This window comes from Serratia sp. LSHTC3 (assembly GCF_057197125.1).
In genome coordinates this window covers 1,471,468-1,494,036 of the sequence record NZ_JBXUNP010000001.1, presented here as the reverse complement: position 1 = coordinate 1,494,036, position 22,569 = coordinate 1,471,468, and the positions used below count along the sequence as shown (strand labels likewise).

26 protein-coding genes are annotated in these 22,569 nt (G+C 57.7%); 13 read left to right on the top strand and 13 right to left on the bottom strand.

Going from position 1 to position 22,569, the window contains the following annotated elements; genetic code table 11:
- Window positions 1-5: 5 nt before the first annotated feature.
- The 4 genes from AC2CGI_RS07060 to AC2CGI_RS07045 are packed head-to-tail and all read right to left on the bottom strand — an operon-like array spanning window position 6 to window position 3,504.
- Complete coding sequence (locus tag AC2CGI_RS07060; RefSeq protein WP_021503694.1) at window positions 6-884, bottom strand: efflux RND transporter periplasmic adaptor subunit; 879 nt, start codon at window positions 882-884, stop codon at window positions 6-8.
- 7 nt (window positions 885-891) lie between these two features.
- Window positions 892-1,104: a DUF1656 domain-containing protein gene (locus AC2CGI_RS07055; RefSeq protein WP_015377883.1), complete on the bottom strand. Its 213-nt coding sequence runs from the start codon at window positions 1,102-1,104 to the stop codon at window positions 892-894.
- 1 nt (window position 1,105) lies between these two features.
- Window positions 1,106-3,043, bottom strand: coding sequence for an FUSC family protein (locus tag AC2CGI_RS07050; protein WP_076741251.1), 1,938 nt, complete (start codon window positions 3,041-3,043; stop codon window positions 1,106-1,108).
- A complete protein-coding gene (locus tag AC2CGI_RS07045) occupies window positions 3,040-3,504 on the bottom strand; it encodes a MarR family winged helix-turn-helix transcriptional regulator (RefSeq protein ID WP_015377885.1) in 465 nt (154 codons plus the stop codon). Before AC2CGI_RS07045 ends, AC2CGI_RS07050 begins: the two co-directional genes overlap by 4 nt.
- Before the next feature lie 269 nt (window positions 3,505-3,773).
- On the opposite strand from AC2CGI_RS07045, the gene AC2CGI_RS07040 reads away from it, so the two are divergent.
- Complete coding sequence (locus AC2CGI_RS07040) at window positions 3,774-4,052, top strand: helix-turn-helix transcriptional regulator (protein WP_076741250.1); 279 nt, start codon at window positions 3,774-3,776, stop codon at window positions 4,050-4,052.
- A gap of 36 nt (window positions 4,053-4,088) precedes the next feature.
- On the opposite strand, the gene AC2CGI_RS07035 is transcribed toward AC2CGI_RS07040, so the two are convergent.
- The 3 genes from AC2CGI_RS07035 to AC2CGI_RS07025 all read right to left on the bottom strand — a co-directional run bounded on the left by AC2CGI_RS07035 (window position 4,089) and on the right by AC2CGI_RS07025 (window position 7,206).
- Window positions 4,089-5,030 carry a sugar phosphate isomerase/epimerase family protein gene (locus AC2CGI_RS07035; protein WP_076741249.1) on the bottom strand — a complete coding sequence of 314 codons (942 nt, stop codon included), beginning with the start codon at window positions 5,028-5,030 and terminating at the stop codon, window positions 4,089-4,091.
- 10 nt (window positions 5,031-5,040) lie between these two features.
- Entirely contained in the window at window positions 5,041-6,216 is a 1,176-nt protein-coding gene (locus tag AC2CGI_RS07030) for a Gfo/Idh/MocA family protein (protein WP_049241000.1), read from the bottom strand.
- Window positions 6,217-6,282: 66 nt separating this feature from the next.
- Window positions 6,283-7,206 carry a substrate-binding domain-containing protein gene (locus AC2CGI_RS07025; protein ID WP_076741248.1) on the bottom strand — a complete coding sequence of 308 codons (924 nt, stop codon included), beginning with the start codon at window positions 7,204-7,206 and terminating at the stop codon, window positions 6,283-6,285.
- 317 nt (window positions 7,207-7,523) lie between these two features.
- Here AC2CGI_RS07025 and AC2CGI_RS07020 point away from each other — a divergent pair, with 317 nt between their 5' ends.
- From AC2CGI_RS07020 to AC2CGI_RS07000, 5 genes are all read left to right on the top strand, one after another.
- On the top strand, window positions 7,524-8,534 hold the full coding sequence (locus tag AC2CGI_RS07020; RefSeq protein WP_076741247.1) for a LacI family DNA-binding transcriptional regulator: 1,011 nt from the start codon (window positions 7,524-7,526) through the stop codon (window positions 8,532-8,534).
- A 39-nt stretch (window positions 8,535-8,573) separates the two neighbouring features.
- The gene (locus AC2CGI_RS07015) at window positions 8,574-9,086 is read left to right on the top strand and encodes a hypothetical protein (protein ID WP_015377889.1); all 513 of its coding nucleotides are present in this window, start codon (window positions 8,574-8,576) and stop codon (window positions 9,084-9,086) included.
- Between the two features lie 92 nt (window positions 9,087-9,178).
- On the top strand, window positions 9,179-9,559 hold the full coding sequence (locus AC2CGI_RS07010) for a nuclear transport factor 2 family protein (RefSeq protein ID WP_076741246.1): 381 nt from the start codon (window positions 9,179-9,181) through the stop codon (window positions 9,557-9,559).
- A 325-nt stretch (window positions 9,560-9,884) separates the two neighbouring features.
- Window positions 9,885-10,217 (top strand): hypothetical protein, encoded by a 333-nt coding sequence (locus AC2CGI_RS07005; RefSeq protein ID WP_181409092.1) that lies wholly within the window; start codon window positions 9,885-9,887, stop codon window positions 10,215-10,217.
- A 187-nt stretch (window positions 10,218-10,404) separates the two neighbouring features.
- Window positions 10,405-10,782 carry a VOC family protein gene (locus tag AC2CGI_RS07000; RefSeq protein ID WP_015377890.1) on the top strand — a complete coding sequence of 126 codons (378 nt, stop codon included), beginning with the start codon at window positions 10,405-10,407 and terminating at the stop codon, window positions 10,780-10,782.
- An 85-nt stretch (window positions 10,783-10,867) separates the two neighbouring features.
- Here the strand turns inward: AC2CGI_RS07000 and AC2CGI_RS06995 are convergent, their stop codons facing one another.
- Complete coding sequence (locus AC2CGI_RS06995) at window positions 10,868-11,326, bottom strand: YbaK/EbsC family protein (protein ID WP_076741245.1); 459 nt, start codon at window positions 11,324-11,326, stop codon at window positions 10,868-10,870.
- A 168-nt stretch (window positions 11,327-11,494) separates the two neighbouring features.
- Here AC2CGI_RS06995 and AC2CGI_RS06990 point away from each other — a divergent pair, with 168 nt between their 5' ends.
- Both AC2CGI_RS06990 and AC2CGI_RS06985 read left to right on the top strand, forming a co-directional pair.
- Window positions 11,495-11,920: a DUF2231 domain-containing protein gene (locus tag AC2CGI_RS06990; RefSeq protein WP_021503704.1), complete on the top strand. Its 426-nt coding sequence runs from the start codon at window positions 11,495-11,497 to the stop codon at window positions 11,918-11,920.
- 10 nt (window positions 11,921-11,930) lie between these two features.
- The gene (locus AC2CGI_RS06985; RefSeq protein ID WP_075684930.1) at window positions 11,931-13,232 is read left to right on the top strand and encodes a PQQ-dependent sugar dehydrogenase; all 1,302 of its coding nucleotides are present in this window, start codon (window positions 11,931-11,933) and stop codon (window positions 13,230-13,232) included.
- 40 nt (window positions 13,233-13,272) lie between these two features.
- On the opposite strand, the gene AC2CGI_RS06980 is transcribed toward AC2CGI_RS06985, so the two are convergent.
- Complete coding sequence (locus AC2CGI_RS06980) at window positions 13,273-13,881, bottom strand: class I SAM-dependent DNA methyltransferase (RefSeq protein WP_004937922.1); 609 nt, start codon at window positions 13,879-13,881, stop codon at window positions 13,273-13,275.
- A 228-nt stretch (window positions 13,882-14,109) separates the two neighbouring features.
- Here AC2CGI_RS06980 and AC2CGI_RS06975 point away from each other — a divergent pair, with 228 nt between their 5' ends.
- The 4 genes from AC2CGI_RS06975 to AC2CGI_RS06960 all read left to right on the top strand — a co-directional run bounded on the left by AC2CGI_RS06975 (window position 14,110) and on the right by AC2CGI_RS06960 (window position 17,711).
- Window positions 14,110-14,511: a DUF2946 domain-containing protein gene (locus tag AC2CGI_RS06975; protein WP_075201890.1), complete on the top strand. Its 402-nt coding sequence runs from the start codon at window positions 14,110-14,112 to the stop codon at window positions 14,509-14,511.
- Between the two features lie 224 nt (window positions 14,512-14,735).
- Window positions 14,736-16,802 carry a TonB-dependent copper receptor gene (locus AC2CGI_RS06970; protein ID WP_076741244.1) on the top strand — a complete coding sequence of 689 codons (2,067 nt, stop codon included), beginning with the start codon at window positions 14,736-14,738 and terminating at the stop codon, window positions 16,800-16,802.
- A gap of 141 nt (window positions 16,803-16,943) precedes the next feature.
- Complete coding sequence (locus AC2CGI_RS06965) at window positions 16,944-17,105, top strand: hypothetical protein (protein ID WP_019455371.1); 162 nt, start codon at window positions 16,944-16,946, stop codon at window positions 17,103-17,105.
- Between the two features lie 126 nt (window positions 17,106-17,231).
- A complete protein-coding gene (locus AC2CGI_RS06960) occupies window positions 17,232-17,711 on the top strand; it encodes a GNAT family N-acetyltransferase (protein WP_019455372.1) in 480 nt (159 codons plus the stop codon).
- Between the two features lie 13 nt (window positions 17,712-17,724).
- On the opposite strand, the gene AC2CGI_RS06955 is transcribed toward AC2CGI_RS06960, so the two are convergent.
- Entirely contained in the window at window positions 17,725-18,618 is an 894-nt protein-coding gene (locus AC2CGI_RS06955) for a LysR family transcriptional regulator (RefSeq protein WP_076741243.1), read from the bottom strand.
- 84 nt (window positions 18,619-18,702) lie between these two features.
- On the opposite strand from AC2CGI_RS06955, the gene AC2CGI_RS06950 reads away from it, so the two are divergent.
- Complete coding sequence (locus tag AC2CGI_RS06950; RefSeq protein ID WP_021503708.1) at window positions 18,703-19,479, top strand: NAD(P)H-dependent oxidoreductase; 777 nt, start codon at window positions 18,703-18,705, stop codon at window positions 19,477-19,479.
- A 15-nt stretch (window positions 19,480-19,494) separates the two neighbouring features.
- Here the strand turns inward: AC2CGI_RS06950 and AC2CGI_RS06945 are convergent, their stop codons facing one another.
- From AC2CGI_RS06945 to AC2CGI_RS06935, 3 genes are all read right to left on the bottom strand, one after another.
- Window positions 19,495-20,145, bottom strand: a complete 651-nt coding sequence (locus AC2CGI_RS06945; protein WP_075201139.1) for a LysE family translocator — start codon at window positions 20,143-20,145, stop codon at window positions 19,495-19,497.
- A gap of 91 nt (window positions 20,146-20,236) precedes the next feature.
- The gene (locus AC2CGI_RS06940; protein ID WP_226882980.1) at window positions 20,237-20,554 is read right to left on the bottom strand and encodes an NAD(P)H-dependent oxidoreductase; all 318 of its coding nucleotides are present in this window, start codon (window positions 20,552-20,554) and stop codon (window positions 20,237-20,239) included.
- A gap of 47 nt (window positions 20,555-20,601) precedes the next feature.
- Window positions 20,602-22,356 carry an ABC transporter ATP-binding protein gene (locus AC2CGI_RS06935; protein ID WP_076741242.1) on the bottom strand — a complete coding sequence of 585 codons (1,755 nt, stop codon included), beginning with the start codon at window positions 22,354-22,356 and terminating at the stop codon, window positions 20,602-20,604.
- Window positions 22,357-22,569 lie beyond the last annotated feature (213 nt).

Sequence of the window (22,569 nt, the reverse complement as noted above, 5' to 3'; positions counted from 1 at the left end):
GCGGATTATTCCCCGTTATCCTTGAGACTGACCGTCGCCGTGCGGCCGGCGATCAGCTCGACGCCGTGGGGAACGGTGTCGATCGCGATGCGCACCGGGATGCGCTGCGCCAGACGGATCCAGCTGAATGTCGGGTTGACGTTGGCGAGCAGAGTGCCGGCGGCGGTGGTGCGCTCGCTGTCGTTGATGCCGGCGGAAAGCCCGTCGACGTGGCCGTACAGCGGCTGCCGTTCCCCCATGATGCGGATCACCACCTTGTCACCGTTCTGGATGCGGCCCAGCTTGGTCTCTTCGAAGTATCCGGCGATGTAGAAACTGTTGGAATCCACCAACGCCATGATCGGCTGACCAGCGCTCGCGTAAGCGCCGGGGCGCAGGGAGAAGTTGGTGATCACGCCATCCACCGGCGCATAGAGATCGGCGCGCTGCAGGTTGATGCGCGCCAGCGCCCGATCCGCCAGGGCCTGATCCAGATTGGCCTTCGCCAGCGATTGGGCATCGCGGCGATTGTCGCGTTCCTGTTGTGAAATAGCCGACTGCAACGCCTGATAACGCCGGTTTTCGCGCTGGGATGACGCCAACTGGACGTTGGCGCGCTCCACGGCGGCCTCGGCCTGATCCAGCGCGTTGCGCAGCCGTACTTTGTCCAGGCTGAGCAGCAGCTGCCCTTTATGCACCATCTGGTTGTCGTGAATGTGCACGGCCTCCACCTTGCCGGAAACGTCCGTGGCCAGCGGCACCACGTCGGCGCGGATCTTGCCGTCGCGCGTTTGCGGGGCGTAGGTGTAATAAAGATAAAGCTGCCACAGCACACCTGCCGCGATCAAAACGGCAATCAGGGTCAGCGCGGGGCGTAGCAGAGCAAGGGTACGTTCACGAAACATGGGGGCCTCAGGGGGTGGTAAGCCATTTCAGGCCGTGGAAAAACAGCCCGGCCAGAATAAGAAACAGGGCGGTGTCGAACAGCGGGCGCTGCGCGACCCAGCGATAGATGCCCACCGCGTTGAGCGTCCAGGAAAGCGCCATGCGCGAGAAGAACGCGCACACCAGGCACAGCAGCAAGGGCGAGATGAATACGCCGTCAATGTTGATTTCACCGATCATGTCAGGGATTCCAGTGCAAAGCCGTGGGGAAGTGCAGCAGCCGTAGCCGGGTAAGTGGCCGCAGCGCGCGCCGATCGTTCTGCCGCCAGGCCTGTTGCAGACCGGCGTCGATCTGGCCCAGCAGCTCGGAGGGTGCCTCGGCGTGCAGAGAAAGTTGGCGGAACGCCGCCGGCAGACCGGCGTTCGGCGAAGCGCCAGGAGTGAGCCCGCCGGCCTGCTGCAGACGAATCAGGTCGATACCGGTTTTTAAGCGCATCAACAGCTGTGGGCTGCGATCGGCTTGCCCAACGACGGCCAGGCGGCTACCCAGCGCGGTGATGCGATCCAACGCGCGGGTCTGATAGCGCTGTAAGTCGCGCTCCGTGATGTGGCGATTGAGGTGCAGCATCTCTTGCGCATCCTGCCGCATCAGCCGCGCTACTACTTGATCAGTGCCCCAGCGCCGGAACAGCGCGGCGCACAGGAATGCGAAATAGACGCCGATCAGCGTGCCGGTGGTGCTTTCCAGATACAACCCCATATTGTTCGGCGCATAGTGCCCCTGAAAGTTGACGTTGCTGAGCGACAGGGCGATCGCCAACGTCGCCAACGGGTTGCTCGCCGCCCACACGCCGAGCGGCAGCAAAAACAGCCCCATCACGATCAGGAAACTGCCGTAATCCCCGGCCAGCGGCAGCAGCACATAGCTGAGCAGGGCGCCGAGGACCATAGCGATAGTGGCGAAGCGGCCAAAAGTGGCGATGGTGGCGCCGGGATTGTCGCCGGCGCCGAAGAAGGCGATAGCCACGATCCCCATCAGCACCATGTTGGCGCCCTGTTCCCAGCCGGTGAAATACCAGAGACCGCACAGCAGGGCGTAGGTCGTCAAAATTCCGGCGAACATGCGCACCGCCATGCCGGTATCCGGCGGCGGCGAGAAGACGCGGCTGCGCATCATCTGCGCCTGCAGCGCCGCGGGCAGCGGCTCACCGTCCAGGAATGCGTTCAACTGCTGTACCTCGGCCCACAGCGTTAACCACTGCTCAACCTGTTCAGCCAGCTCGTCGACGATCAGCGTTTCCCACGGCGACAGCGATGCTGCGGGGGGCAACAAGCTCACCGAGGGCGCAGCGTGCGGTGCGGGTTCAACGGCCTGCCGCCGAACCTCATTCAGCCACGGCTGTAGGCGGGGGCGCAGGCCGACCGGCAGTGCGGCGATGCTGCTGCCGATGGCCGAGAGCAGCGGCACGATTTGCAGTACGCGTTGCTGTATCGAAATCGCCGCCTGACGGGTGGGCTTATCGACCGAACTGTCATAGCCAAGGGTGGTCATCATCTGATTGAACGAGGCGATGTCGCCCAGCAAACGGATACGGTCCGCGTCGGTCTGGGCGTCGCCGCCCTTACCGTCGAGGCTGTCCTCCTGCCAACGCGCTAGGTCAGACAGCCAGGCTTTCAGCCGCGTGCGCAGCACCGGCTCCAGCGACGATGGGAACAACACGCTGTCTACCAGCGTCACCGCCAAAATACCCAGGCATATCTCCGTCACCCGCGTGACGACCATGGTGAACATCGTGTCCGGGTGATTGATGTAGGCGATAGCGACCAGCATCATGGTGATGGCGCCCAGCTGGAAAAAGTAAGCGCGCGGCGTGCGATCGAGATAAGAGAGGCCCAGCATCAGTGACGATGACAGCCCAGCGGCGACGATCAACAGCACCGGCGTGTTGCTAAGCCAGGCCGAAAGGCCCAGCGTCAGCACGCCGGCGAACAGCGTGCCGCAAAAACGGTAGGTGGCGCGGGCGCGTACGGCGCCGCTGACCGGATTGCTCAGCACGCAGCAGGTCACCATTGCCCAATAGGGATTTTGCAGGCCGATGCTTTCCGCCAGCGCGAAGGCCAGCATGGCGGAAATAAACAGTTTCACGGCATACAGCAGCTGCGGTTTACCGATTCTCATGGCTCATTGCCGGCCTGTTGCAGATAGTGGCCTGCGCGCTCTTCAAACAGGCGCAGAATGCGCGTGGCGGTTTCAATATCTTCCAACGGCACGTCGTGCATCAGCTCGACTCGCAGCTTATCGGCCGCGGTTTCGACCTTTTTGGCCAGCTCGGCGCCGGCGGGCAGAATGCGCAGGGTTTTAAACCGACGATCGCCGGCCGACTCCTGCCGCTCGAGGAAGCCTAACGCGGCGGCCTGATCCAACAGACGCACCAGCGCACCGGGATTGACGCCGACTTCTTCCGCCAGATCGCGCTGATTGATGCCCTGCGGATTGCGATGCACCAGAACCACGACGGTAGCCAACGACATGGAGATGCCGGATTTGGCGATCGCCAGCGTCGCAGCCTGTTTCCACACCCGGCGAACCGGTTGCAGGGCGTTGGTGAGGGCATAGAGGGATTTTTCTTTCGATGACATGGGATACCTCGGCAAACAGTGCATATAGGTTAAATGGCAACAGTTGCTTTGGCAATTAATTTTAAACGACCGACTCAGAGACAGAAGGCAAGACATATGTGACGTCGTCACATAAAACAGAAGGGCTACATAGGCAGCCCGTTTGAAAGGTGGGTATTACAGCGCCTGAACGGGGTTCATCGCAGCGCCGGGGAAGGCAGTATCCTCACCGCGTTCACGCCACTGCGCCAGATTAGCCTGTCGATCGCCGCCATGCACGCCGAACCGGCGTGCAACTCGACGCAGGAAGAGCTGGCCCGCATCGCCGGCTATTCGCTCAACGTTTCAAAGGGCTGGTTGGTAGCACCGCCATGGAATACCTCTCGCATTGGCGTATGCTGCAGGCGGCAGATCGCCTGCGGGCCGGTAAAGAAAACGTCGCGTCGATCGCCTACTCGTTGGGGTATGGCTCGGAAAGCGCGTTCAGCACCGCTTTCAAACGGGTGATGGCGCAGTCGCCGTCGCAGTATCAGCGGCAAATGCCGGCCGGGGCGAGTGAACCGGCGTGAAAGGGGGCGCAGCGACCGTAGCCGCCGCACCTGAGGCTACTGGCTGATCGTCTGCTGCAGCGCCTGAACGGAAGAGTCGATGCCGGCATCGACCGACATGGTCAAGTCTTCCATTTCCAGCGACACCCAGTCGTTGTAACCCATCATGCGTACCACCGAGAAGAATTCCTTCCACCACTGCAGATCCCGGCCGCAGCCGACGGCGACATAGTTCCAGGCCCGGCCAGCTACCTCGTCGATCGGTTTGGTCTCCAGCAGCCCGTTGATCTCGACGACGCCGCGCTCCAGGCGCACGTCCTTGCCGTGTACATGGTGAATGGCGGGGCCGAGGGCGCGGGCCACCGCGATGGGATCCGCGCCCATCCAGATCAAGTGGCTGGGATCGAGGTTCAAGCCCACCATTGGGCCAACGGCCTCGCGCAGCCGGAACAGCGTTTCCGGGTTCCACACCAGCATGGCGCTGAAGTTTTCCAGCGCAAAGCGCTCGACGCCGCACGCTTTGGCTCGGGCGACCAGCGCCTGCCAATAGGGGATCGCCACCTCATTCCATTGATAGTCCAGACAGTTTTTCACCGTAGGCGGCCAACTGACGGTATAGGTGATCCAGTTGGGGATGGTGTCATGCGGGCTGGCCGGCGGCAGGCCGCTCATCATCACGATCTTCTTCACCCCCAGCAGGCCGGCCAGCTCCAGCGTATTGTCGGTTTGGCGCAGATGACGCTGCCCCAGCTCGCCCGGATCGAGCGGATTGCCGGAGACATTGAGCGCGGCGATCTCCATGCCGCGGCTGGCCAGCGCTTGCTGCAGCCGCCGGCGTTTGGCGGGGTTGGCCAGCAGTTCCTCGGTATCCAGATGGGGCGCCGGGGACCAACCGCCGGTGGTCATCTCCACACCGCGCACCCCTAGCTCCAGCAGCCGATCCAGCATCGGCTCGAAGGGTAAATGGCCCAGGCTGTCGGTACAGAACGAAAGTTTCATGGTGCTTTCCTTATTGGTAATTAACCCAGGTGGCGCCGTTGTCGGCGGAACGAACACAGTTCTCAATCCAGCGCACGCCTTCCAATCCGGCATCGATATCCGGATAGATCAGCGCGGCCAGCGTCTGCCGATCGCCGCGCTGACTGGCGCTGATGGCGATGGCGAACTTGAGGTAAATATTGGCCCAGGATTCGGCCAGCCCTTCGGTATGCAATGCGCCGAGCCGCTCTTCCGCCAGGGCGCTGTCGTCCAGATAGGGCATGCCGTGGTGCAGCGTCTGGCTGGGCCGCCCCTGGATCTCATAGCGTAATTCGCCGGGTGTGGAATCACTCCATTGGAGGCTGGCGCGTGAGCCCACCACGCGGATGCTTTGGCTGTCCATTGCGCCCGCGTTGATGGCGGAGGCCCACATGCGCCCGACGGCGCCGTTTTCGTAGTGCATCAGCACCATGGCATTGTCTTCCAGCGGGGCGCGGGAAGGGATAAAGCTCTGACGATCGCACAGCAGGGAGGCAATTTTCATGTTGGGCATGACCAGCTGTGAGATGTAGAAGGTGTGGGTAGAGATGTCGCCCAGCACAAAGGAGGGGCCGGCGATTTTCGGATCGACGCGCCACTTTTGCGCCTCGAACGTGTCCGCGCTTTCATTGGCGTTGAAGCCATGGGTGTACTGCAATTCGACCATGCGTATTTCGCCGATGTCGCCGTTCGCGATCATGGCGCGCATCTGCATCAGCAGCGGATGCCCGGAGAAGCCGTAGGTCACCCCGACGATCAGGCCTTTCTCCGCCGCCAGCGCCTTGATTTCTCTTGCCTCCGCCGTGGTAAAGAACAGCGGCTTTTCGCAGATGACATGCAGGCCGGCATTCAGCGCGGCGCGCGTAATTTCATAGTGGGTGCCGTTAGGGGTGGCGATGGTCACCACCTCAACGCCATCTTCGCGGTTGGCCTCTTGTTTCAGCAGCTGTTGATAGTCGTCATAGCAGCGTTCGGCGGGCACACCGAGATTGACGCCAAACTCACGTCCGCGCGCCGCGTCGATATCAAAAGCGCCGGCAACCAGCCGATAGGCGGTATTGTCGCGCAGTGCGCCGGAACGATGCTTGTAGCCCACCTGGCTGAGGCGGCCGCCGCCGATCATCGCCCAACGCAGCGGGCGAGGGATGCTTCTTTCACCATTTAACATGCTGACTCCTGATATTGTGGTATTGCACTCGGGTGCAAAACGGGTTTAAAAGAGAGTGGCAACGGTTTATTTCTGGTTCATCTGTGCAAATTGCGGGTAGTTTTCTCGCGTCACGGTGGCATAAGGCACCCAGTTGTAAGACTCGGTTTTGGCGCGATCCAACATCGCTCGGGTCACTTGCACCGCGCCGATCGCCTGGGCTTTGGCATCCTGGAAAATGGTCACCGCCAGGTCGCCATTTTTGATAAATTGCAGGCCGTCGGGCGTGCCGTCGATACCGGCAACCAGTACGCCGTTCTTTTTGGCCTGCTTCAGCGCCATGATCGCGCCGATGGCCATCTCATCGTTGTTGGCGGCGATCGCATCGATCGGGACGCCGTTCAGCAACCAGCCGGAGACCACGTCGACCGCTTCATTGCGCTGCCATTTGGCGGTCTGTTTCTCTACCACCTTCAGGTCTTTGTGTTTGGCGATCACCGCTTCCACCGCGCGGGTGCGTTCACGGGTTTCTTCGTTGGAGAGGGCGCCCATCAGGATCGCCACGTTGCCGCGGTAATTCATTTTTTTCGCCAGGGCCTCCATCTGCAGGCGGCCGCTGAGCACCGAATCGGAGCCGACGTAGGCCGTCGCGCCGCTCAGCGGCACTTCGGGTTTACGGTTGACGAAGATAAGGGGGATAGCGGCGCGTTTGGCGGCTGCTATCATCGGCTGGACGCCTTGCGTATCAACCGGGTTGAGGATAATGGCGTCCACGCCCTGATTAATCAGATCGTCTACCTGCTGCACCTGCAGGGCGACATCGCCTTTGGCATCGACGAACTGGCCTTGCAGCTGTTGCGCAGCCAGTTCTCGCGCCATTTGGCTGCGCAGGATGGAGACGAAGTTGAGATCGAAATTGGCCAGCGCCACGCCGACCTGATAGCTCTTGGCCTGAGCGGTCACGACAAACAGCGAGCAGGCTAACATCAACAGCAGTCTGGTTTTTTTCATTACGGTATCCTGTTGAGAAGAGAGGTGTTATGTAAAAACAGCGTTTTTGCAACCGGGTGCAAATCAGAAGAAAAAACGGCGATGAGTCTCTGAATGCCACCGTGAATGTCGGCCATGGATAAAATTTGGTCAACAGGGGGAAGGTAAAAATAGCGCGGACGATCACAAACTCTTTACGTTTTGCACCCGGTTGCACAGCAAATTGCAATCGGGTGCAAAAACGATACATAATTGCAGCAGATATGCCGGCAGGCGCTTAGGGGATCTGAGCGAGCAGGGTATAGTTTAACTTCACCGAAGCAGGGATCGACGCAACCATGAAAAAACACCACAAAGCCACCGCCAGCGACGTCGCCGAAAAGGCTGGCGTCTCTAAATGGACGGTATCGCGCGCCTTTACGCCCGGCGCGTCGATCTCGGACAGCGCGCGTGATAGCGTGTTGGCGGCGGCGGCCGAGCTGGGCTATCGGCCAAACCTGCTGGCGCGCAGCCTGTCGCAAAAACGCACGCACATCATTGGCGTGGCCATCGACGAGATGAAGAACCCGCATTCGATGATGATGCTCGATATGGTCACCAAACAGCTGCAAACTCGCGGTTATATGGCGCTGCTGCTGAACATCACCGCGGGGGAAAACTACCGGGCGGTGATGGCGATGGCCGATCAGCTGCAGGTCGACGGCATTCTGTTCCTGGCGACGGTGTTAACCAAAGAGTGGGCGGCGATCGCGCAAGATCTGCATCAGATCCCGCTGGTGCAGGTATGTCGCAATACGGAAAGCGAACACATTGATGTGGTCAATATCGACGGCTACCGCGCCGGCGAAGAGATCGCTGCGCTGCTGATAGAACAAGGGCATCGGCGCTTTGGTTACATGAAGGGGCCGGACACGCAAAGCAGCCATTTACTGCGCATGGAAGGCTACCGCGACAGACTGATGGCCGCCGGCTTTCGGCTGGATCGGGTGCTCACCGCCGGCCACTACGATCGCCAACGCGGTTTCCAGCTGATGAGCGAATACCTGCAGGCAACGCAGGAAAGCGAGCGGGTTGAGGCGCTGTTCTGCGAGAATGACGTGCTGGCGCTGGGGGCACTCGAAGCGCTCAGGCAAACGGCGCCGTCGTCCGCGATGGCCGTGGTGGGCTTCGACGATATCGATGAGGCCGGCTCAGCCAATTGGGCGCTGACCAGCTATAGCCAACGCATCGACCGGCTGGTTGAAGAAGCCTTGAATCGCCTGATCGACAATCGCGCCACGGCAGACGGCGCCTGGCGGCACGGGGAATTGCGGGTTCGGCGGTCGCATTTGGGAGATAAACAGGCGTGAGGCTTTTTCTTTTGGTGACAGCGTCACTTTGGAGACTTGATGAGAGCTCATCGCGATACAAAGAAAAAACTCTATAGAAGAGAAAGTGTTACATCCAAAGGGTCCATCGCCAGCGGTGGTGAATACCGTTGGGGACGCCATGGCAAACAGGCGGACGATGAGCAGTTGCCGTTGCGTGAAAGCATGCATGGGCGGATACAACATGGCATGGATTACACGCCGCTATTTCAATTTCTGCTCAGTAAAGTGGGCCAACCCTGGAATGAAGTACATAGCGAAGCGGTTAGTCGATTGGACAAACCAGCACCCATTTTTTACCTGGTGGCGCTGCACCGTAAAAACTGGCGGAGCTATGTCTGCTGTGGTGAATCTAGCTATTACAGCGGACTGTGTGTCGATGAACGCGGGATACTGCAGAAAGTGAACCCGGCATTTACCGCAGAAGATGTGCCGGTGAGATGCCGTTGTTGCACCTACACGTTCAACGGGGAACTCGTGCCCGTCACGGAAAAGAACTGGCAAAAGCCTTATGAGAAGGAGTCCTGGGAATAATCAGGTCTCACGTCTCACGAGTGTCATTCTGGTGCAGATTGACTGCCGGAGTTTGCCAGATTTCACGTAGCGCGATCAAAAAGGAGGGTATTTTGACCCATTTTGCAGAGTGGCACAGCCAAATCCAGGCGCTTGAGGTTGAACTGCATCAGCCGCCGGTGCGGCGCGATCCGCGGCGCGTCGCGGCATTGCTGCATGAAAACTTTGAAGAGATTGGTCGTTCAGGGCTGCGTTATGACAAACGCCAAACCGTTGCGGCGCTGGAAATGGAAACTGAACATCCGCAGATTTTTGCCGAAGGTTTTAAGCTGGCGCAAATCAGCGAAGGCGTCGTGTTGCTGACGTATAAAAGTTTTCAGCGTGATGCGCAGGGCCACGCCGTTCGTTGCACCGAACGTTCATCGATTTGGCTTCTGACAGCCAAGGCAGGTTGGCAGATGCGGTTTCATCAAGGTACGCCGACTAAGGGTTAAACTGAGATGGGGGCTTAAACATAAAAAAGGATATCCGCCTGATAAAGCCTTGAAGGTGAGGTGAGAAAGGACGGGCAGGATAACCCCGGTGCGTATCCAGTAATTCAATTTAACATAATATACATTATGCGTACCTATATGCAGGTATGTGGATTATACCGTCCAGGCCTGATTCATGGGGTTTCTCCTGTAGCCAACCAGGCCAGCGCCAACTGCTCGTGCCGTTGAATCAATTCGTTTTTCAACCGGCCATAAGCCACTGGATTTTGCCGGCAGTCTTCTGCTGCCTGGTATTTGATTGCCCTGTATTGCTGAGAACAGCATAATGCTTGCGCAGATAATCTCTGAACGCCAAATGTCAGATCGCCTGTTCACTTCCAGCAATAAATGCATGCACGTGATGCGTGCGTTTGCCGTTTCCCTTGATGTCGTAACGCCTGCAGGCAATGCCGTTCTCGCTCGCGGCGTATATCCCATGTCACGCATCCTGTCATTCAAGCTATCCAACGCCGGCAGACTTTCAACCTCCAGCAATATATCAATCGTTGGGATCGTGATGATGCGCGCTGATATTTTCCACTCCAATAATGATGACCGGGCATGGTTTCCAATGGCGCATACCTGCCGGTATTGGCCAAAAAACCCCCTGCTTTTTTGATCGCGCTACGTGAAATCTGATAAAACGTGGCGGCTACGATACTGCAGATTTCTCCCAAACGCGTCATTTAAGCGGGCAGTATTTGCACGCCAAATGCGCATTGGCGCGCGTTTCATTGCTTTCGGCGCCCACCACGGCGTTGGCTATACTGAATGGAAACATTCTTCCTCGCTCCAGGAGCCTCTCCATGTTTGATCATGTGAAATTTGGCGTCAGCGACTTTGCCCTAAGCAAAGCGTTTTTCCTCAATGCGCTGGCGCCGCTGGGCGTAAAAATCGTTGCTGAAGGCGAGCCCGGCTATGGCGTCGAACTTTGTCCCGATCGGGGTAATGTGTCATTGTGCCTGTTTCAAACCGACGAAAAGCCGGCGCACCTACACCTGGCATTTGTCGCAAGCAGCCGTGAGCAGGTCGATGCGTTCTACCACGCCGCGCTAAAAGCCGGCGGCAAAGACAATGGCGCGCCCGGTTTACGGCCCAATTACCATGCCCACTACTATGCGGCATTTGTGATCGCCCCGGATGGCCATAATATCGAGGCAGTTTGCCACAATTCGATGGACTAGTGATTTTTCCAGTTAAAACAGCATATTAATCACGAGGTAATGCATTGGATTTAACATAACGCAATTGTGACATCGTCACTTAAAGTTACCCCGTCACGTCAATCCATTCTGCTCCGGTGATGCTGGCCAGCCGCTGCGGCGCAATTCTCACGCCTGAGTTATCGCTGCCGCCTGCCGGAAGCACTTCACTGTAGCTGCACAGGCTGCGATCGCAGTAAACTCTCACCGTTGCCGGTGCGGCAAAGGGGCAAACGCCGCCGGGCGGATAGCCGGTCAGCGCCTCCACCTCCTCCGTCGGCAGCATGCGTGCCTTTACGCCAAAGAATTGCTTGTACTTCTTGTTGTCGATTCTGGCGGTTCCCGCCATCACCAGCAGCACCACGCCGTCGTTTACACGAAACGAAAGCGTCTTGGCGATCTGCCCGCCCTCCACGCCAAAGGCTTCCGCCGCCAGCGCCACCGTTGCGGTGTTCTTTGCCAGCACCGTCACCGTCGTCTCCGGTGCGTGCTCGGCCAGAAATCGCTGAACGCGCTCTACACTCATGCCCTTCCTCCAGATGTGGCTAAGCCATTGATAATGCCGTAGTGACGGTTTCGGTTTTAACATCGCATGCTAAAAATGAGAATCAAAATTGTTCAAATCGGTGAATCTGAACAAAGCTTTAAGGGGCCAACGCCTTTTTTATCTATCATTTTTCATGGAGATAACCGTATGACCACGCAAACGACAGCAAGGCCTTCAGCGGCCGCGGTGGCCGTCTATGAATGGCTCAATCCGATACCCTACGGATTTTTTACCGCGGCGCTCATTTTCGACATCATCTATGCCTGCACGGCGAATATTCAATGGGTCAATGGTGCCAGTTGGCTGATCGCCATCGGCCTGATTTTTGCCATTATTCCCCGGCTGATTAACCTGGTGCAGGTGTGGTTCGGCAGCGGCCGGCTACAGGGCTCATCGGTCAAGCTCCATTTCTGGCTGAATCTGTTGGCCATCGTTCTTGCCATTATCAACGCTTTCGTGCATAGCCGGGATGCGTATGCCGTGGTGCCGCAAGGCCTGGTGCTGTCTGCGATCGTGGTCGCGCTGCTGAGCTTCGCCAACATTCTGCTGGCCGTGAGCGCCCGCGCAAAATAAGGAGGTTTTCATGAAGCTATCATCCATTGCGATTGCGCTTTCGGCCGTGTTGGCGCTGGCCGGCTGCGATAACAGCGCCGTCATTTCGCCGGAACAACAAATGGGGCCGGATCCGGCGTTGCCGGCGGCGCAAGACTTCCTGATGCCGCCGATGCAGGTGCCAAAGGGCGTGGGCTGGCAGCAAAACCAGATGCCAAAAGTCGCCGAAGGCTTGAAAATTGACAAGGTGGCAGACGGTTTGCTGCACCCGCGTCAGTTGCTTACCCTGCCCAACGGCGATGTTTTGGTGGTGGAGGCCAACGGGCCGGGCACGGAAGCGGTCAGCACGCCCAAGCAGCTGATCGCCGGGTTGGTTAAGGGCAAGTCAGGTAAAGGGGGAAAAGGCGGTAACCGCATCACCCTGCTGCGCCCAACCGCCGGCGGCAATTGGGAAAAGCATGTCTTCCTCGAGGGGCTCGATTCTCCGTTCGGCGTTCAGCTGATTGGCAACACCCTGTATGTGGCCAACACCGGCAATATCATGCAGTACGCCTATCAGCCGGGCGAAACGCGCATCAGCGATCCGGGTAAAGAGCTGGCCGATCTGCCGGACACCATCAATCATCATTGGACCAAGGCCCTGCTGGCCAGCCCGGACGGTAAAAAGCTGTATGTCGGCGTCGGCTCCAACAGCAACATCACCGAAAACGGCCTGGCCGTAGAGTACCGGCGCGCCGCCGTGTTGGAAGTGGACACCGCCTCCGGCGCCAGCCGCATCTTCGCCAGCGGCCTGCGCAATCCGACCGGGCTGCAGTGGGAACCGCACAGCGGCAAGCTGTGGGCCATCGTCAACGAGCGTGACGAGATCGGCGCCGATCTGGTGCCGGACTACCTGACCTCGGTGCAGGACGGCGGCTTCTACGGCTGGCCTTACAGCTATTTCGGCCAGCACGTCGATCGTCGGGTACAGCCGGCGCGGCCGGATCTGGTGGCGAAAGCTATCAAGCCGGACTACGCCCTCAGCTCGCACGTCGCGCCGCTGGGGCTGCTGTTCTACACCGCGAGCGCTCTGCCGGCCGACTATCGCGGCGGCGCTTTTGTCAGCGAGCACGGCAGCTGGGATCGCTCGCCGCTGAACGGCTACCGGGTCAGCTACGTGGCGTTTGAGCAAGGCAAGCCGGTCGGTAAACTCAAAGCGGTGGTCACTGGCTTTGTCTCCGACGACGAGAAGGAACTCTATGGCGCACCGGTTGGATTAGCGGTCGATAAGGCTGGCGCCCTGCTGATTGCGGATGATGTGGGCAACACCGTTTGGCGCGTCAGCGCTAAATAACGTTAACGTGCAGGTTCCGAAGAACCTGCACGTGACATTGTCATTCAATGCTTTGCGCCAACCAGACCGTTCTTCCCCCGCAGGCGGGATCTTCCACCACATGATCGACCACGCGGAAGCCGTTCTCCTGCAGCAAGCGCGTATACTCCTCCGGCGCCAGGCTGGCGTGAAACAGCGGCTGGCCTTCGAAATTGCCGATCGCCACGCCGTCTGCAGGGCCGCTGGTGAACATCAATGCGGCATTCGGCTTGGCGTGCCGTCTGAACAGTAGAAACATGCGGCGCTGATCGTCGCGCGCCAAATGGAAGAAGCTGTCCCAGGCCAGCAGGCCGTCGAATCTTGTCGCCAGATTCAGCTGGCGCATATCCATCTGCCGCCACTCCTGCTGTGGAAAACGTTGCCGGCAGCGCGCGATCATCGCCTGCGCACCGTCGATGCCGGTGACTCGATACCCTTGTTCGATAAAATAGGCGGCGATCGGCGCGCCATTGCCGCAGCCGAGATCGAGCAGCCGCGCATTGGCCGGGGTAAGCTGTAAAAAGCGGTCGAGCCACGGCCGCTCAAACAGCGTGATGGGCCTGAGGCGTTCCCAGGCGGCGGCATGTTCGTCATAAAGCGGAATAATCGTGCTCGCCAGTTTTTCCGTCATTAATATTATCCCCGTCACGTTATTAGCGCAAAAAAATAGCCTTTGGTCAGAATTAACGCGCTTGTCCGATAATATATTCATCAACAGGCCGTTGACCAGAAATAAAAGGTTTTAACATTTCGACATAAACCAGTACAATTCCCTACCCTGTGTTAACCCTTTTTTAGGTTGATTGTGTCGTTAATTCAGCCCCATGCATCGCGAAATCGGGCCGCCGCCTGGTTAGGGATGTTTGCCATTCTGATGTTGTTCATTGCGCCGGTGATCTCGCGATCCCTGGAGCATGTACGCGCCGGAAGTGCTGGAACGACCGTCATGGCGGATTGCGGCATGGATATGCCGATACATCACGAGATGCACTCGCCGTCGCCTGAACCTGAAAAAGCCGCGCAGCCGCTGATGCAGCACGGGGGCGGCCACCACAACATGGCGATGATGATGGACGACAGCGCCTGCGGCTACTGCGTGCTGTTGTTGCATGCGCCGCTGCTGGACGTGAGCCACGCCCCGCTGTTCTGGTCCCTGCCGCTGGCTTCACGCCCGCCGCCGATCCACTATCTCGTTCCCCTGTTTGCCCACGTCGTTCACACCGAATTACAGCCGCGCGCACCGCCCGTCTCTTTCCTCTGATTTAACAATAAGCCCATTGCCGTTCTCTGTATTGCCGTTGATCGCTTCAACCCGGCGGAATTAATTCGCCCAATGGTTAATCATCGAGACGACATTATTAGCCCGGTTATTTCCACGTTCAGGGAATTAACCCCCGTATTTACCGATGGTGATTTTCGCCAGGCCTCCCCACGCCTGAATAATCCCTCGGCCAAGAACGGAAAAAGTTAGCTTAAGGAAAGATGATGTTTAAACCCGTTTATAAAAAGAACGCCGCCACCCGCGCCATTACCACCGCCATGCCGCTGTTCCTGCTGGCCGGCCACGCGGCGCAGGCGCATCAGCACCCTACCGACACACAGGTTAATGATGGCGACGTGATCACCGTCACCGCACCACTCTACTCTCCGCTGACCATCGTGACGTCACCGAAAACTCCGCGCCAGCCGGTGCCCGCCAGTGACGGTTCGGACTATCTGAAAACCATTCCCGGCTTTTCTCAGATCCGCAACGGCGGCACCAACGGCGATCCGGTGTTCCGCGGCATGTTCGGTTCGCGGTTGAAGATCCTCACCGACGGTTCGGAAATGCTGGGCGCCTGCCCATCGAGAATGGATGCGCCCACCTCTTACATCTCGCCGGAAAGTTTCGATCTGCTGACCATCACCAAAGGGCCGCAGACGGTGCTGTGGGGGCCGGGATCGTCGGCGGGCACCGTGCGTTTCGAACGTGAACGCCCGCGCTTCGACAAGCCGGGCGTCAAAGGCAACGCCAGCGTGCTGACCGGTTCCAACGGCCGCTGGGACGAGAATATCGACGCCAGCCTCGGCGCCGAACAAGGTTATCTGCGGGTGATGGCCAACAAATCCCGCTCCAACGACTATCAGGACGGCACCCATACGCGCGTGCCGTCGCGCTGGGACAAATGGAACGGCGATCTGGCGCTCGGTTGGACGCCGGACAACGATACGCTGCTGGAAGTGACCATGGGCCGCGGCAACGGCGAAGCGCGCTATGCCGGCCGCAGCATGGACGGTTCGCAGTTCAAGCGCGAAAGCCTGGGCATGCGGGTGGAAAAATCCAACATCGGTGAGGTGCTGGATAAGCTGGAAGCGCAGGTCTACTACAACTACGCCAACCACGTGATGGACAACGTCACCCTGCGTTCGCCGGGCGGCGGCGGCATGGGTGGGCACGGCGGCCATGGCGGCATGAGCATGGGCGGCCATGGCGGGCATATGATGTCCTCCGGCATGACGATGCAGCTCGATCGCCGCACCGTCGGCGGCCGCGTGATGGGCACCTGGCAATGGCAGGACGTGAAGCTGGAAAGCGGCCTGGACACCCAAACCAACACCCACCGCAGCATGAGCCGCGGCAGCTGGGAAAAAGACGCCCAGTTCAACAGCTACGGCGCCTTCGGCGAGCTGACGTGGTCCACCAGCGAGCAGGATAAGCTGATCGGCGGTGCGCGTCTCGATCGCACCCTGGTGGAAAACTTCCGCAACGGCGGCGATGCGGAGCGTTCCGACACCCTTCCGAGCGGCTTTATGCGCCTTGAGCACACGCTGGCCGAGCTGCCGCTGATGCTGTATGCCGGCGTCGGTTATACCGAGCGCTTCCCGGATTACTGGGAGCTGTTCTCGCCGAAGCTCGGCCCGAACGGCAGCAAGGATCCGTTCGCCAGCGTCAAGAGCGAGAAAACCACGCAGCTTGATATCGGCGCGCAGTATAACGGTAAGCGTTTCAACGGTTGGGTCTCCGCTTACCTGGGCCGCGTCGATGATTTCATCCTGTTCAAATACGATCCGCACAACGCGCGCCTCAGCCAGGCCGACAACGTCAACGCCAACATCATGGGCGGCGAAATGGGCATGGGCTACCAGCTGAGCGAACACTGGAAAACCGACGCCAGCCTGGCCTACTCCTGGGGTAAAAACACCCGCGACGGCCGCCCGCTGCCGCAGATCCCGCCGCTGGAAGCGCGCCTGGGGCTGACCTACGAGTACGGCGACTGGAGCGGCACCGGCCTGTGGCGTCTGGTCAGCAGCCAAAACCGCGTGGCGATCAACGAAGGCAACGTGGTGGGCAAAGACTTTGCCGAAAGCGCCGGCTTCGGCGTGCTCTCCGCCAACGCCGCCTACAAGGTGAATAAAAACGTCAAGCTGAGCGCCGGTCTGGATAACATCCTGAACAAGACCTACAGCGAGCACCTCAACCTGGCGGGCAACAGCGCCTTCGGCTATTCGGCCAACAGCGCGGTGAATGAACCGGGCCGCACCCTGTGGGCCAAGGTTAACGTCACCTTCTAAGCTATTCACCGGGCGATGGGCAACCGTCGCCCGGTCACGCGATATGCGATCCGGTTCTTAGGATATGAGTTTTAAGTTTTTCCCATCCGGTTTAGCGGCGATTACTATCACGCTTAGCCTAATCACCGATCCGGAGGGAATATGCAAAAGCTCACTCGTTTTCTGGCCCTGCTCGGCGAGCTGATGATTGAAAAAGCCGAAGATGTCGCGCCACAGGCTGCCCAGCCTGACGATCGCGACGACGCGCTGCCACCACGCCTCGAGCGCGGCGTTCCGTTGGCCGACCGCTTTCTGTTCATGTAATTTCCCGCGCTGTTTTTTGTCCCGCACGTTCCGGTATTTCATTGCCGGACGCCTGCGTCTATCTTCTGTCGATGGTTCCAGCAGATTCATTACGCCTGAACCCCCTGTGGAGGAGATAGCAACGCAATGAAGATCAGAACGATAACCCCGCAAGACGCTGAAGCGCTGACGCAGTTATTGAATGAGGTGATCAGCGCCGGCGGCACGACCGCGATAGAAACGCCCCTCACCCCAGCCGAATTCAGCGAATGGTTCATCAGCGGCGACAATGCGTTGAGTTGCCAGGTCGCGGAGGTGGATGGACTGTTGGTGGGCTTCCAGTCGCTGAGCGTTGACGATGCCCTGCCGTCCGATACCGCAGATATTGCCACCTTCTCTCGCCTGTCGCCGAAGGTTCGTGGCGTCGGCAGCGCGCTGTTTCCCGCAACGTTAGCGGCGGCGAAGTCGCACGGTTTCAAGCACATCAACGCCACCATTCGGGCGGATAACGTCGGCGGCCTCGCCTATTATCAAAAAATGGGCTTTCGCGATTACGATCGTTTGCTGCAGGTGCCGCTCAGCGATGGCACGCCGGTCGACAGAATCAAAAAGCGCTTTTCCGTTTAATCTGTCAAGCCGCTCACACGGAACGCAGGATATGATCCCGCAGCCACCGGTGAGCGGGATCTCTATGCGATCGTTCGTGCCACAGCATGGTCATTTCAAAGCCCGGCACCGCCAGCGGCGGCGTGATCTGCTGCAATAGAGGCTGGTTGCGCACCAGCCGCTCCGGCAACATCGCCACCAAATCGGATTGCGTCAGCACGGAGATGACGAACAGAAAATGCGGCACCGAAAGCACCACGCGCCGCGTCAGCCCCACGTCCGCCAGCGCCCGATCGGTCATGCCGTAGAAGCCGCCGCCGTCCGGCGAGACCATCACCTGCTCCAGTTCGCAAAATTGCGCCAGCGTCAGGTTTTCATGCAGCTTGGGGTGGCCGACTCTGCCCACCAGCACATAGCGTTCACTGAACAGCGTGCGCTGACGCAGACCGGGCGGCGCGCCTTCGCGGGTGTGAAACGCCAGATCGATCTCTCCCTGTTCCGCCAGTTTGGCGAGACGTGCCGGCGCGATTTCCAGCACCGCCAGTCGGGTGCCGGGCGCCGCGGTTCGCAAACCCTGTAGCGCCGGCAGCACGATGGTGGATTCGCCATAGTCGAAGGCGGCAACGCGCCAGGTATCGGTCGCCACGGCAGGATCGAAAGGCGTGGCCGGCGTCACCGCCAACTCAAGCGCCGCCAGCGCCTGACTCAGCGGTTCCCGCAGCTGTTCCGCTCTGGCGGTGGGACGCATGCCGCGCGGGCCGGGCAGCAGCAGCGGATCGTCAAAGATCGCCCGCAGTTTGGCGAGATGCACGCTGACCGCCGGCTGAGAGAAATTGAGCCGCTGCGCCGCGCGCGTGACGTTGTTCTCCGCCAGCAGCGCGTCGAGCGTCACCAGCAGATTGAGATCCAGCCGCCTTAAATTATTCATGGTTATACCTGGGGTAACAGTAATTCATTTCTAATATACCTTGTGACGCCCTAACCTGCAGCTCTCACCCCAAGGAGTGTTGTTATGAATGTATTGATTGTTTACGCCCACCCAGAGCCACTGTCGCTGACCGGTTCACTGAAAAACTTCGCCGTTGAGCGCCTGACGCAGGCCGGCCATCAGGTCCAGGTGTCAGACCTGTACGCCATGAAGTGGAAAGCGGCGATCGACGCCGACGACAGCCTGGAAGGCGCATCAGGGCCCCGTTTCGATCCTTCGCTGGATTCCCGGCGCGCATTCGCCAACGGCGTGCAAAGCGCCGATATTGAACGGGAGCAGCAAAAGCTGCGTTGGGCGGACGCGGTGCTGCTGCAGTTCCCGCTGTGGTGGTTCTCGATGCCGGCGATCCTGAAAGGCTGGGTCGATCGCGTCTATGCCTATGGTTTTGCCTACGGCGTCGGTGAACATTCCGATACCCATTGGGGCGACCGTTACGGCGAGGGTATGTTGGCGGGCAAACGGGCGATGCTGATCGTCAGCGCCGGCGGGTGGGGATCCCATTACGCCCCGCGCGGCATCAACGGGCCGATCGACGATATTCTGTTCCCTATCCAGCACGGCATGCTGCATTACCCAGGCTTCGAGGTGCTGCCGCCTTTCGTCACCTACCGCGCCGGTAAGACCGACGAGACGCGCTTTGCCGAACTGTGCGAGCAGCTCGGACAGCGGCTCGATAACCTGTGGCGCACCGAGCCGATTCCGTTTCGGCGGCAAAACGCCGGTGACTACCTGATCCCGCAGTTGACGCTGAAAGCCCATCTGGCGCCGGGGCAAGACGGCTTTAGCATTCACCTGAAATAGCGCGAGCCGCTCCCCTTATCGCGGCGCTGACACAGCGCCGCCCCCAAGGAGGAGTTTGGCGCCCAATCCCATCATGACCACGCCCGTAAATCTCTGCTGCCAGACCAACAAACGGGGATTGCGGGCGAGCCATTGCCCCACGGTGCCGGAGGCCATCGCGACAGAGCCCAGTGAAAGGATCCCGGCCAGCTTCTGAATGGAACCTAAAACGAGCAATTGCAACCAAACCGGCCCGTTTTCTGGGTTAACAAACTGCGGCAGAAAAGCAAACATGAACAGCAGCGACTTAGGATTGGTCAGGCTGTTAATCGCCCCTTCTTTCACCGCCTGCCACCCGGTCATCATCCGGGGTTTCAGCACGGCATCGGAACGCTGCCGGCTTACCTTCAGCATTTTTATCCCCAGCCAGACCAGATAGGCGGCCCCAACCCAACGCAATACGTCCAACGCCAGCGGATAAGTATGCAGCAAGGTGGCGAGACCGAGCACCAGCATGGAAACCTGCACCATGCCGGCGACAAAAACCATGCCGAAAACATTGAGCAGCGCGATACGGCGGCCTTGGCCGATACCCCGGGCCAGCGTGAGCATCATGTCCGGTCCGGGAGACAGTTCCAGGAGGGTGAGTGCAACAAGAAAAGCAATAAACGTTTCGGCCGAAGGCATGGGGTTATCACCGGCTAATCATAGGAGACGGTAATCATATTCCTCCCCGGACATTCGCAACAGCACTATCAGGCGCATCCGGGGCGTATCGTTAATTCAGGGCGGCGAGAAATGCCCGATAGCCCTGCGCGCTGCTGTCCAGCTCGTGCTGCTGAACCTGCTCTGCCGCCCCGTCCGAAGCGGCTTCCTTGCCGTAAAAGGCAAAGAACGAAGCATAGTCGGCCCGCACGTAACCGGCGGTGACTTCAAACGGCCGGAAGATTTCCTCCAGCGAGTAGCGATAACGCCCTTCACGCGCGTAATCTTCTGCGCGCACGCCCGCCGTGACCGCCAGCGCCAGTTTCTTGTTCTGCATCTTATAGCCGCTGCGGGAACCGTAGGCCCAGCCGTAGGTGAGCACGTCGTCCAGCCATTCCTCCCTAAAATGGGCGTGTTACCGAAACAATAACACCAATGTTAACCCGCAATGTCAAAGTCGCCCTTTTTCAGGATGGATTGAATATACGTATTTTTGCAGGCAAGCGAGGGCAAATTACCTCGGTCAACAATGCCATCCTGATCCAATACTATGATCTCATCTGAGTAATCAAATGTTGAACGCCGGTGACTGATATTGATGACGATAGCGAAAGGATAGGCTGATTTTATGTTTTTCAGCACTTCTCTTTCATTTACAATATCCAGTGACGAGGTGACTTCGTCGAGAATAATGATCTGTGGCTGCCTGAGAAACAACCTGGCCAATGACAGGCGTTGTCGCTGCCCCCCTGACAAGGTCATACCATTATCTCCTATCGGCAAATCTAACAATTCGGCAGGATCGTTATACGGAATATCATTAAATTGAGCTAACTGCAACGCCTTGAGTAGTTTTTCATCCGATGCATGTGGGCACGAAATTTGTAAATTAAAGCGAAGAGTATCCATGAAAATATAGTCATTTTGCGATACATGGAACATTAACTTAGCTCGTGCTTTGTCAGACATGCCATTTGTTGGCATTTGATTAACATATATCTCGCCTGAGTCAGGCATGAGCTCCCCAGCAATCAGTTTAGCCAGGGTGCTTTTCCCAGCCCCGCTTGGACCGGTCAAGGTATAGAAACCTGGGGATGATAACGTTAAGTCCATGTTATGGATTGCATTCGTTCCATTTTTTTCATACGAAAACAGGACCTTTGAGAGCGTCACAGAGACACTTTCACCTTGGACATTGTTCATCACCGGATGATCATTTCGGGGAGGGGTGCCCATATCAGTAATAAACTTATACAGTGATACCGTGGATTTTTGCATTGCGGTATACATGGAGCCGATATTCTCAAGGGGGGAAGCCAATAGCATAATGTAGGAAGATATCATAACAAAGTGACCGAGCGTGATATCTTGACTCATGACGCGATAAAAGGAGAGTAAGAAAGTGGCACCAAAAAATAGAATGCTTAAAATAGACTCAATCAGCAGGAACCGGAAGTCAGCCTTAAGCAAGGCCTCATGTTTCTCTTCTATTGAGTTGAGTAAGTTTTTATATCTAGAAAACAAAAAATCATAAGAGTCACAAACTCTAACAGCATCTATATTCTTAACACTGTCTGTAATTATGCTGTATTTTTTTACCGAGGATGAATAAAAATCGGAATACAAAGTAACAATTTTCGGGTTAAATTTCCTCTTCGTCCACAGATAGATAACAAAGTAAAGTACGAAGAGTAATGCGACAACCACATCACCAGAAATCAATATTATTGAAATACTAAAAAACAACTGCAGGAGCGGAGGTAACAAATTATGCGAGATATTTCTCAGCAACGTTGTCAGTTCGTCCACTGCTTGATTCAACCGCTGTGTGACATCACCGGTATTCTCATTTGTCGTCATTTTATTTGAAGTAAACAAACTTTTGAAATAACTATCTGTCAGACTAATGACAACATTGTTACGCAACGACGTTATCAAAATAAAGTTAACTGCCGAGGATAGCTTTTTTATGCTCATCAGTGCAATATAGCTAATGGCAAGACCAATCACCGCAACGGATAAACTGTACGCTTTTACTTCGATGGCATTGACCAGATATGACATAATTACGGGTTGCACTGAGAACATCAGCGTGGTGATAACGGATATTAATACAACATAGACAAACTGCCATTTTACCGTTTGGCTTGATGAAGCTTTGAAGTACCTAAACAAAAACAAAAGTTTTTCCATATTGGAACCTTTTATTTTTTATAGTATGGCGGGGCCCCACCATACTTTGCAATCAACGGTCAGATAAAGTATTACCTAACAGACCACCTCACTTAACTCTTAGAGGTAGTCCAACCGTCACCCTTACCGACTTGCGTATCCGTCATCGTTGTTGTCTTGATCAAAAGCAGATCTTTTTCAGTTAACATAAATGCTCCTTTGTCGATAAATTAG